Origin of the sequence: Dryocola sharpae, assembly GCF_051307055.1 — a bacterium.
In the GTDB taxonomy this organism is placed as follows: domain Bacteria; phylum Pseudomonadota; class Gammaproteobacteria; order Enterobacterales; family Enterobacteriaceae; genus Dryocola.
Window position 1 is genome coordinate 1402204 of record NZ_CP149994.1, and the last position, 11775, is coordinate 1413978.

7 protein-coding genes are annotated in these 11775 nt (G+C 57.1%); 4 read left to right on the top strand and 3 right to left on the bottom strand.

The features are described 5' to 3' along the window. Positions 1–11: 11 nt before the first annotated feature. From cydC to trxB, 3 genes are all read right to left on the bottom strand, one after another. Positions 12–1733 carry a heme ABC transporter ATP-binding protein/permease CydC gene (gene cydC, locus WLO31_RS06715; protein WP_435929706.1) on the bottom strand — a complete coding sequence of 574 codons (1722 nt, stop codon included), beginning with the start codon at positions 1731–1733 and terminating at the stop codon, positions 12–14. Then, on the bottom strand, positions 1733–3499 hold the full coding sequence (gene cydD, locus WLO31_RS06720) for a heme ABC transporter permease/ATP-binding protein CydD (protein ID WP_435929707.1): 1767 nt from the start codon (positions 3497–3499) through the stop codon (positions 1733–1735). Before cydD ends, cydC begins: the two co-directional genes overlap by 1 nt. Positions 3500–3742: 243 nt before the next feature. Then, positions 3743–4714, bottom strand: a complete 972-nt coding sequence (trxB, locus tag WLO31_RS06725) for a thioredoxin-disulfide reductase (RefSeq protein WP_435929708.1) — start codon at positions 4712–4714, stop codon at positions 3743–3745. A gap of 502 nt (positions 4715–5216) precedes the next feature. On the opposite strand from trxB, the gene lrp reads away from it, so the two are divergent. From lrp to WLO31_RS06745, 4 genes are all read left to right on the top strand, one after another. Further along, the gene (lrp, locus tag WLO31_RS06730; RefSeq protein ID WP_025245352.1) at positions 5217–5711 is read left to right on the top strand and encodes a leucine-responsive transcriptional regulator Lrp; all 495 of its coding nucleotides are present in this window, start codon (positions 5217–5219) and stop codon (positions 5709–5711) included. A gap of 121 nt (positions 5712–5832) precedes the next feature. Then, positions 5833–9573, top strand: coding sequence for a DNA translocase FtsK 4TM domain-containing protein (locus tag WLO31_RS06735; protein ID WP_435929709.1), 3741 nt, complete (start codon positions 5833–5835; stop codon positions 9571–9573). Positions 9574–9736: 163 nt separating this feature from the next. Beyond that, complete coding sequence (gene lolA / locus WLO31_RS06740) at positions 9737–10348, top strand: outer membrane lipoprotein chaperone LolA (protein ID WP_435929710.1); 612 nt, start codon at positions 9737–9739, stop codon at positions 10346–10348. A gap of 8 nt (positions 10349–10356) precedes the next feature. Continuing rightward, positions 10357–11703, top strand: coding sequence for a replication-associated recombination protein A (locus WLO31_RS06745; RefSeq protein ID WP_435929711.1), 1347 nt, complete (start codon positions 10357–10359; stop codon positions 11701–11703). Positions 11704–11775: the final 72 nt, after the last annotated feature.

The window sequence follows — 11775 nt, forward strand, 5'->3', positions numbered from 1 at the left end:
ATGCACAGAGGTTACAAACGCTGGTGGAACTGGTAATAACGCCCGCCCGCCGCCATCAATTCTGCGTGATTACCACGCTCTTTAATTTGTCCGTCGTCCATCACAATTATGCTGTCAAAACGTGTGAGGCCGCGCAGGCGGTGAGTGACCATCAAAACGGTTTTTCCCGCGTTAACTTCCGTCAGTAAATCCAGAATCTGGCGCTCGGTTTCGGCATCCAGACCTTCGGTGGGTTCATCAAGCAGCATCAACGGCGCGTCGTGTAATAATGCCCTGGCGATAGCCAGACGGCGCAGCTCGCCGCCGGAAAGCTGTCGTCCGCCTTCGCCAAGCCAGCTATTGAGTCCCGCATCAGTAAGCAGCTTATCAAGGCCGACGCGTTCGAGCATCGCGCTTAGCTGTTCGTCGTTTGCCTGTGGCGCCGCCAGCAGCAGGTTATCGCGCAGGGTTGCGCTAAACAGATGGACTCGCTGTGGCACGACGCTGGTTGCGGCGCGTAAAGCGCTTTCATCCAGTTCGCTCAGCGGCTTGCCGTTGAGCTGAATATTGCCCTGTTGCGGATCCCAGGCGCGGGTCAACAGTTGCAGCAGCGTTGATTTACCGCAGCCGGTACGCCCCAGTATCGCGACGTGCTGTCCGGCGTTAACGGTCAGGTCAATATCTTTTAACGCGCGCTGTGGCTGGTGCGGATAGGTAAAGCTGACCTGTTTAAGATCCAGAGAAACCTGCGTAAGCGTTCCGGAAAAACCCGCACCAAAAGTTACTTCAGGCTGCTGGCTGGTAATTTGAGTCACCCGCAGCGCGGAGGCGATAACCTGCCCAAGGTGTTGAAACGCGCCGGTCACCGGGGCCAGCGCTTCGAAAGCCGCCAGCGCGCAGAAAACAAATAAAGCGATGAGCGCGCCCGGCGAAGCGTTACCGCCCACGCCCGCGGCCGCCATCCACAGCATGACCACCACGGCCAGACCGCCGATCAGCAGCATTACCGCTTGCGAAATCGCCGTCAGTTCAGACTGGCGACGTTGCGCTTCATGCCAGGCGTACTCCGTAGCATCAAGCTGCTCGCGATAGCGCCTGGTTGCGCCGAAAATAGTTAATTCTGCATGCCCCTGCAGCCAGGCAGTTAACTGCTGGCGATACCGCCCGCGCTGCCCGGTCAGCGCTTCGCCCGCCGGCTTACCGGCGTAATAAAACAGCGGCGGCAGCACTATCAGCGTGGCCAGCATAATGGCGCCCAGCGTTAAAGCCAGCTGAACATCCAGCAGGCTCAGGCCAAAGGTCACCACCACAATGACTACAAATGCCCCGACCAGCGGAGACAACACGCGCAGATAAAGGTGATCGAGCGTATCGATATCGGCAACCAGACGGTTTAGCAGTTCGCCCTGGCGGAAACGCGCCAGCCCGGCAGGAGAGAGGGGAAGCAGCTTGCTGAAGGTGAATACGCGCAGATGCTGCAACACTCGGAAGGTCGCATCGTGGCTGACCAGCCGTTCGAAGTAGCGCCCGGCGGTACGAATGATTGCCGCGCCGCGTACGCCAGCAGCAGGCAGCATATAATTAAAGCTGTAAATCCCGGCGACGCCCACGGCCGCAGAGGCCGAAAGGAACCAGCCGGAAAGCGTCAGCAAACCTATGCTGGCCAGCAGGGTAACGATAGCCAGGACGACGCCCAATGAAAGCAGCCAGATATGGCGACGATAAAGCGTCAGGTAAGGCAGTAAAGCGCGCATCAAATCTCCTCCTTGCGGCTGGCCAGCAGTTCGGCAAACGGGCCATCTGTTGCAGCAAGCGTGCGGAAATCGCCCTGCTGGACGATGGCGCCGTCACGCATCACCCAGATGTTATCCCAGCCGATAATATAATCGAGCTGATGGGTCACCATCACGGTGGTTTGTTGCCGGGAAGCTTCGCCCAGCGCTTCCATAACACGCTGTTCGCTGTGGGCATCAAGGCTTGCGGCTGGCTCATCGAGCAGCAGCAGCTGGCCCGGAACCAGTAACGCGCGCGCAACCGCGACGCGCTGCGCCTGGCCAACCGATAAACGCGCGGCCCAATCGCCTAACGGGGTATCGACGCCCTGCGGCAAAAGGGGGAGAAATTCGCTTACCGAGGCTTTGTCCAGCGCGGCGTTTAAAGCCGCTTCGCTGGCGCCAGGGGCTGCGAGTAAAACATTCTCTCGCAGCGTGGCGGCAGGAAGCTGCGGATTCTGGCCGACCCAGCTTAACTGTTCGCGCCACCAGACGGGATCGAGCTGTGAAAGCTCAACGCCGTCGATCCGCAGCTCGCCCCGGTAGGGTAAAAAGCCGGACAAGGCGTTCAGCAACGAACTCTTACCTGCGCCGCTCTGACCGACAAGCACCACGCGCTGTCCCGCCGCAAGCGTGAAAGAGAGCGGCCCCGCAAGCGGCTGACCCTCTGCAGATAAAATCGTCAGATTCCGCGCTTCAATGGTGAATGGCGCGCCGCTGTTAAGCTGGATATTACCCTTTTCCTGCTGCTGCAAAGGCGTATCCATGAAGGTCATCAGGCTGTCTGCCGCCCCCACGGCCTGCGCTTTAGCATGATAAAACGCGCCTAAATCGCGCAGAGGCAGGAAAAATTCCGGCGCGAGGATCAGCGCCAGGAAGCCGGCAAACAGCGTTACGCCCGTACCGTAATGGCCGAAATTCAGCTCGCCCAGATAGGAGAAGCCGAAATAAACAGCGACCAGCGCGATGGAGAGCGAGGCGAAAAATTCCAGCACGCCTGATGAAAGAAAGGCCAGGCGCAGCACTTCCATGGTGCGCTGACGGAAATCCTGGGAAGCGGCGCGAATAGCTTCTGTTTCGGCCGCTCCCCGGTTAAACAGGCGCAGCGTTTCCATGCCACGCAGCCGATCGAGAAAATGGCCGCTTAAGCGAGCAAGCGCCTGAAAATTACGCCGGTTGGCATCGGCCGCTCCCATGCCTACCATCGCCATAAATAGCGGAATCAGCGGCGCCGTGCTAAGCAGGATGAGCGCGGCCGCCCAGTTGGAGGGAAAAATAGCTATCAGGATCAGCACCGGCACCATTACCGCCAGCGACATCTGCGGCAAATAGCGGGCGTAGTAATCGTGCATATCTTCGATTTGCTCGAGAACCAGCGTGGCCCAGCTTCCTACCGGCTTGCCCTGGATCCACGCGGGCCCCGCATGATGCAGGCGATCGAGCACCTTGCGGCGGATCTCCTGACGAATATGTTGCCCGGCGTGGAACCCGACTTTCTCGCGCAGCCATACGATCCACGCGCGCAGGATGAAAACGAGCACCAGAAGGATAAACGGCAGCAGCAGGGCCTCGCGCGGGATATTTTCCATGATCATGTGGTCGAGCAGGCGGGCGAGGAGCCAGGCCTGAGCGACAATCAACAGACCGCTCACCAGCCCTAAAATACGTGATAGCCCAAGCCAGCGGCGGGAGATAACACTTTGCTGCTTTAGCCAGCGGCTAAGTTCTTGTTGACGGGTTTTATTCATGGCATGCCATTGCAGGTAGATAAAGGAATTATCAGGCAAAATTTGCCGGCAATGTTACAACGCGCGGAAAAGAAAGGCGACCTATTAAGGTCGCCTCAGACTGATGGCCGCTCCCCTGAAACAGGGTTTTCAGGAGTTTATGGCGGGTCAGAGGCTATAATTCTTTTTTTGGAGTACGGATAACGCACTTTAAGAACGATAAGCTTAGCCAACGCCTGAAGCGACCCGGCAGGTCGCCCGATATTACGCCTTGTTCAGTTCGGCCAGGCCGTCGAGATAACGCTCGGCGTCAAGGGCGGCCATGCAGCCTGTCCCGGCAGAGGTGATCGCCTGACGGTAAATGTGGTCCATAACGTCGCCCGCTGCGAAAACGCCGGCAATGCTGGTTTGCGTCGCGTTGCCGTGAATGCCTGACTGCACTTTAATGTAGCCGTTTTCCAGCTCAAGCTGATCGGCAAAAATAGCCGTGTTCGGGCTGTGGCCGATAGCAACAAACAGGCCCGCAACCGCCAGCTCTTCAGTCTGGTCAGTGTTGTGGGTATCGCGCAGACGCAGGCCGCTCACGCCCATTTGATCGCCGGTGACTTCATCAAGCGTTTTGTTGGTGTGCAGGACGATGTTGCCGTTTGCCACTTTATCCATCAAACGGTTGATAAGGATTTTTTCCGCGCGGAAGCTGTCGCGGCGGTGGATGAGGTGCACTTCAGAGGCAATGTTTGCCAGATAAAGCGCTTCTTCCACGGCGGTATTGCCGCCGCCGATAACCGCGACCTTCTGGTTACGGTAGAAGAATCCGTCGCAGGTTGCGCAGGCGGATACGCCGCGCCCTTTGAAGGCCTCTTCCGAAGGCAGGCCGAGATAACGAGCGGAGGCGCCTGTGGCAATGATCAACGCATCACAGGTGTACTCGCCGCTGTCGCCGGTCAGACGGAAAGGACGGGTCTGCAGATCGACCTTGCTAATGTGATCGAAGAGAATTTCGGTCTCGAATTTGGCCGCGTGCTCGTGCATGCGTTCCATCAACAATGGGCCCGTCAGATCGTGCGGGTCGCCCGGCCAGTTTTCCACTTCGGTAGTCGTGGTGAGCTGGCCGCCTTTTTCCATACCGGTAATCAAAACGGGTTTCAGGTTGGCGCGAGCAGCATAGACCGCTGCGGTGTAGCCCGCAGGGCCGGAGCCCAGAATAAGCAACTTACTGTGTTTAGCCGTGCTCATGAGTTCCTCATTGAACGTTTGCTGACAATCGGAGGATTGTAGGGAATTTGGCGCGGTAAAAAAAGGTGTAGCGCCGATGTTAAGGAGTAGCGTGAACGATATGTGCGATAGACATGCTTAATCGGCGCGCTGAAAATGCCGCCATTGCGCATAAATACTCAATAATTAAAGGGTACGCGTCGCCGAGGTAAGGTGATGAATAATCGTCAAGTCCCCCCAATATCTGGCACGTTCCACTAAAAATGGATGTTTTGCTTTGACAATCCCCTAAGCATTTGCGAAAACATTCGAGGAAGAAAAAACATTTGGTGTGATTGTTCTAAACGTCACGCATACCCAATGCAAATTTACCGGGCGATTGAAATCTACGCATGGTGTGGACAGACGCCATGCGTGATGTCGATAGCAGCCACCCGGCACCGGTCTTCTCACGTACACCCGGAACAGTGACGTTAACCTGGGTTATGGCAGGTGATGGAAGGAACAGAGAGAGACAATAATAATGGTAGATAACAAGAAGCGCCCTGGCAAAGATCTCGACCGCATCGATCGTAATATTCTCAACGAGCTGCAAAAAGACGGACGCATTTCTAACGTCGAGCTTTCGAAGCGTGTAGGGCTTTCACCGACGCCGTGCCTTGAGCGCGTTCGTCGTCTGGAACGACAGGGTTTTATTCAGGGCTACACAGCGCTGTTAAATCCGCATTATCTGGATGCATCACTTCTGGTTTTTGTTGAGATTACTCTGAATCGTGGCGCGCCCGATGTGTTTGAGCAATTTAACGCCGCTGTGCAGAAACTTGAAGAAATTCAAGAGTGTCACCTGGTATCGGGTGATTTTGACTACCTGTTGAAAACCCGCGTGCCGGATATGTCGGCTTACCGCAAATTATTAGGCGAAACCCTGTTACGACTGCCGGGCGTGAACGACACCCGTACCTATGTCGTGATGGAAGAGGTCAAACAGAGTAATCGTCTGGTAATTAAGACCCGTTAAGACGGGCCAGGTGCAAAATCCGCGTATTTTGGTTACACTCCTGGTAATCCATACAGCTTCAGTGCCGGGAACCTCCCGGCACTGTTGTTCTCCATATATTTAAGGACCTGGAGAGTCTTACTTGAGCCAGGAATATACCGAAGATAAAGAAGTTACATTGAGGAAGCTCAGCAGCGGGCGCCGGTTACTGGAGGCGTTGCTGATTCTTGTTGCCATTTTCGCCGTCTACCTGATGGTCGCCCTGCTGAGTTTTAACCCTTCCGATCCAAGCTGGTCGCAGACGGCATGGCACGAACCTATCCACAACCTGGGCGGTGCTCCCGGCGCATGGCTTGCCGATACGCTATTTTTCATTTTTGGCGTGATGGCCTATACCATTCCGGTGATTATTATCGGTGGCTGCTGGTTCACCTGGCGTCAGCGCGGAAGCGAAGACTACATCGACTATTTCGCCGTCTCGCTGCGTCTGATTGGCGTGCTGGCGATAGTGCTGACCTCGTGTGGTCTGGCCGCTATCAATGCCGATGATATCTGGTACTTTGCCTCCGGCGGCGTTCTCGGCAGCCTGCTGAGCACCGCGATGATGCCGTTGCTGAACAGCAGCGGCGGAACTATCGCCCTGCTGTGCGTATGGGCTGCGGGATTAACCCTGTTTACCGGCTGGTCATGGGTCAGCATTGCCGAGAAAATTGGCAGCGCCGTGCTGACGGTGCTGACGTTTGCCAGCAACCGTACGCGCCGGGACAACACCTGGCAGGATGAAGACGACTACGCAGACGAACACGATGAAGAGTATGACGATGAACACGAGCCTGCGGTGGAAAAGCGTGGATCTCGTCGCGCCCGTATCCTGCGAGGCGCCTTAGCACGCAAGCAGCGTATCTCAGAGAAATTCGCCAATCCTAACGCGCGTAAAACCGATACCGCGCTGTTCTCCGGCAAGAGGATGGATGACGAAGATGATGTGTTGTTCAGCGCGCGCGGTATTGAAGCCGATGCCAACGATGTTTTGTTCTCAGGTAATAAAGCGACGCTGCCTGAAGAGGAAGAATACGATCCGCTGCTCAACAGTCGTTCCATTGCTGAACCTGTAGCCGCTGCGGCGGCGGCCACCATGGCGCATCAGGCTTATGCAGCCCCTGTTACGCCTGCGGCGCCAATGCCTCCGGTGCAGACGCCTGCGCCAGAGACCGAAACCAGCGCGGCTATCGCCTGGCAACCTGCGCCTACAACCGTTACGCCAGAACCTGTTATCGCTCCTGCACCGGACAGCTACGTCGCGCCGCGCCCGGCAGTACAACAGGTGCCGCAGGAGATGACCAGCCACTGGTCAGCACCGGCAGCGTCCGCCGCTGAACCAGAATTCCAGCCGGAGCCAGCTGAGGAAGTGAAACCTGCGCGTCCTCCGCTCTATCACTTTGAAGAAGTAGAGGCGCAGCGGGCGCGCGAACGTGAACAGCTGGCCGCCTGGTATCAGCCGGTGGAGGAGCCGAAGCCAGATCCTTACGAGCGAGCATCGGGTACACCAGCGGCACCGGCCGCATCTTTGGCCATGCCTCCTGAAATGCCTGCCCCGGAAGTAACGCCGGCTGTGCCGGGCGTAAAAGAAGCGGCACAGGTTGCAGGTGCCGCAGCCGCGTTCTCGCCGGTATTCAGTATCGCAGGCGATGCGCCGCGAACGCAGGTTAAAGAAGGCATCGGCCCGCAGCTGCCGCGTCCGAACCGCGTGCGTGTTCCTACGCGCCGTGAACTGGCCTCCTACGGCATTAAATTACCGTCGCAGCGCATGGCGGAAGAGCAGGCTCGCAGAGAAGAGCACCGCCAGAACGGCAGCTACGGCGATGAGTATATCGACGATAACGCGGATGAAATGCAGCAGCATGAGCTGGCGCGCCAGTTCTCGACGCAGCTTCAGCAGCGTTATGGCGAAGAGTTCGAAGAAGAGCCGTTATCTGCGGCAGATGAAGCTGCCGCAGAGCAAGCGGAGCTGGCACGCCAGTTTGCGGCTCAGCAGCATCAGCGTTACGAGCAGACCACGCAGCCGTCCAGCGCGCCTTTCTCTCTGGATGATTTTGATTTCTCCCCGATAAAAGCACTGGTAGACGAGGGGCCGAACGAGCCGCTGTTTACACCCAGCCCGGTAGAAGAACCTGCGCAAGCCTCGCCCGTGCAGCCAGTAACGCATCAGGGTTATGCGCAACAGCCGGCACAGCAGCCGGTGCAACGGCAGGCTCCGGCGCAACAGCCAGCACAGCAGCAGGCTCCGGTGCAGCAGCCGTCTTATCAGCCGCAGCAGCCAGCGGCGCCGCAGCCGCAGGAGAGCCTGATTCATCCATTCCTGATGCGTAACGGTGACGATCGGCCGCTGCAAAAACCGACCACGCCGCTGCCGTCTCTGGATCTGCTGACCTCGCCGCCGGCGGAAGTTGAACCGGTCGATACCTTTGCTCTGCAGCAGATGGCGCGTCTGGTTGAGGCTCGTCTGGCGGATTACCGCATTAAAGCGGACGTGGTGGATTACTCGCCAGGCCCGGTCATCACGCGCTTCGAACTTGATTTAGCCCCCGGCGTAAAAGCCGCTCGCATCTCTAACCTGTCGCGTGACCTGGCCCGTTCTCTGTCCACGGTGGCGGTTCGTGTTGTTGAAGTGATCCCGGGCAAACCTTACGTTGGCCTTGAACTGCCGAACAAAAAGCGCCAGACCGTCTACCTGCGTGAAGTGCTGGACTGCGCGAAATTCCGCGAAAGCGCTTCTCCGCTGACCGTTGTGCTTGGTAAGGATATTGGCGGGGAATCGGTAGTAGCGGACCTGGCGAAAATGCCGCACCTGCTGGTTGCGGGTACTACGGGCTCGGGTAAATCCGTGGGCGTGAACGCCATGATCCTCAGCATCCTGTACAAAGCCACGCCGGAAGAAGTGAAATTCATCATGATCGACCCGAAAATGCTCGAGCTGTCGGTCTATGAAGGCATTCCACATCTGCTGACTGAAGTGGTCACCGATATGAAAGACGCTGCCAACGCGCTGCGCTGGAGCGTTAACGAGATGGAACGCCGCTACAAGCTGATGTCGGCGCTCGGCGTGCGTAACCTTGCCGGATATAACGAGCGCGTGCTGGAGGCTGAGCGTATGGGCCGTCCGATTCCGGATCCTTTCTGGAAACCGGGCGACAGCATGGACGCCACGCATCCAATGCTGGAAAAACTACCCTATATCGTGGTGCTGGTGGATGAATTTGCCGACCTGATGATGACGGTGGGCAAAAAAGTTGAAGAGCTTATTGCTCGCCTGGCGCAGAAAGCGCGTGCGGCGGGTATCCACCTGGTTCTCGCCACGCAGCGTCCGTCCGTTGACGTTATTACGGGACTCATTAAAGCGAACATCCCGACGCGTATTGCCTTTACCGTGTCGAGTAAAATTGACTCGCGGACCATCCTCGATCAGGGCGGTGCGGAATCGCTGCTGGGTATGGGGGACATGCTTTACTCCGGGCCGAATTCCACCACGCCAGTTCGCGTGCACGGCGCCTTTGTGCGCGATCAGGAAGTTCACGCGGTAGTTCAGGACTGGAAGGCGCGCGGCCGTCCGCAGTACATCTCAGGCATCACTTCAGACGCGCAGGGCGAGGGCGGCGCAGGCGGTGGCATGGATGGCGATGAAGAGCTAGACCCGCTGTTCGATCAGGCGGTCGCCTTTGTCGTTGAAAAACGTAAGGCGTCGATTTCCGGCGTTCAGCGTCAGTTCCGCATCGGCTACAACCGCGCGGCGCGCATCGTTGAGCAGATGGAAGCGCAGGGTATCGTTAGCCCGCAGGGACATAACGGCAACCGTGAGGTTCTGGCTCCGCCGCCATTTGAGTAAACTTTCATACAAAGCGTCGCAGCCGCGACGCTTTGCAAAGAAGGGTAAATTACCGGGAAATCAGCTTTTTCTTCTGTCGCTCCGCTTTAGCTCTGCACTAAATTGAGCAACAGAAGTTCCATTGCGCCGTCGCGCCGTGGCGAATGCATTCAGAGGGAAAATAATGAAAAAGATCGTAATTGCCTGTGCTTTGTTGACTACCTTTGCCGCCACCAGCGCCTGGGCCGATGCCGCGGGCGACCTGAAAGGCCGTCTGGATAAAGTGAGCAGCTTCCATGCGAGCTTCACGCAAAAAGTGACCGACGGCAGCGGCGCTGCGGTGCAGGAAGGCCAGGGCGATTTATGGGTGAAACGCCCTAATCTTTTCAACTGGCATATGACCCAGCCGGACGAAAGCATCCTGGTTTCTGACGGCAAGACTTTATGGTTCTACAATCCGTTTGTTGAGCAGGCGAGCGCGACCTGGCTGAAAGATGCCACCAGCAACACGCCGTTTATGCTGATCGCGCGTAATCAGAGCAGCGACTGGCAGCAGTACAACATCAAACAAACCGGTGACGACTTTGTGCTGACGCCAAAAAACAGCGCGGGCAATCTCAAACAGTTCACCATCAACGTAGGACGCGACGGGACTATCCACCAGTTTAGCGCGGTAGAGCAGGACGATCAGCGCAGCAGCTACGCGTTGAAAAGCCAGCAAAGCGGTTCGGTGGATATGAGTAAGTTTACATTCACTCCGCCTCAGGGCGTGACGGTGGATGACCAACGTAAATAGAGGCGTGAGTGGGCAATCTGTCGCTCGATTTTTCTGACAATACGTTTCAACCTCTGGCCGCTCGTATGCGGCCAGAAAACTTAACGCAGTATATTGGCCAGCAGCATCTTTTAGCCGCCGGTAAGCCTTTGCCGCGGGCAATAGAGGCCGGCCACCTCCATTCGATGATTTTATGGGGCCCTCCGGGCACCGGTAAAACTACGCTTGCAGAAGTGATTGCTCATTATGCCAGCGCGGATGTCGAGCGTATTTCTGCGGTGACCTCTGGCGTAAAAGAGATCCGCGAAGCCATCGAGCGCGCGCGTCAGAATCGCAATGCCGGGCGCCGCACTATTCTGTTTGTCGACGAAGTCCATCGCTTCAACAAAAGCCAGCAGGATGCTTTCCTGCCGCACATTGAAGACGGCACCATTACTTTTATCGGCGCGACCACCGAAAACCCCTCGTTCGAACTGAACTCCGCGCTGCTTTCGCGTGCCCGCGTTTACCTGCTGAAATCTCTTACCGTCGAAGATATTGAACAGGTGTTAGAACAGGCGATGAAGGATAGCGAGCGAGGCTACGGCAAGCAGACCGATTTGGTGCTGCCGGATGACACCCGGCGGGCAATTGCGGAGCTGGTCAACGGGGACGCTCGTCGTGCGCTGAACACGCTCGAAATGATGGCCGATATGGCCGAGAGCGATGCGAAAGGTAAACGCGTTCTGCACACGGCGTTGCTGACGGAAATCGCCGGTGAACGCAGCGCGCGCTTTGATAATAAAGGCGATCGTTTTTACGATCTGATTTCCGCGCTGCACAAATCCGTGCGTGGTTCGTCACCGGATGCAGCGCTCTACTGGTATGCCCGCATTATCACCGCTGGCGGCGATCCGCTTTACGTAGCTCGCCGTTTATTGGCCATTGCCTCAGAAGATGTCGGTAATGCCGATCCTCGTGGTATGCAGGTCGCTATCTCCGCATGGGACTGCTTTACCCGCGTGGGCCCGGCGGAAGGAGAGCGCGCCATCGCGCAGGCCATCGTCTACCTGGCATGCGCGCCGAAAAGTAATGCCGTTTATACCGCTTTTAAAGCCGCAATGGCGGATGCCCGCGAGCGGCCGGATTACGATGTGCCGGTTCATCTGCGCAATGCGCCAACCAAGCTGATGAAAGAAATGGGCTACGGGCAGGAGTATCGTTATGCGCATGACGAACCTAACGCCTACGCGTCCGGCGAAGTCTATTTCCCTGAGGATTTGGCACAAACACGCTATTATCATCCCACAAACAGAGGTCTTGAAGGCAAGATCGGCGAAAAGCTCGCCTGGCTTGCTGAACAGGATCAAAATAGCCCGACAAAACGCTACCGCTAATGCAGGCGTTGCGGTAAGGTTAGCAAGACTATCAATGTGGCCGCAGGCTGTGGCCGCATCCCCTTCATTTAA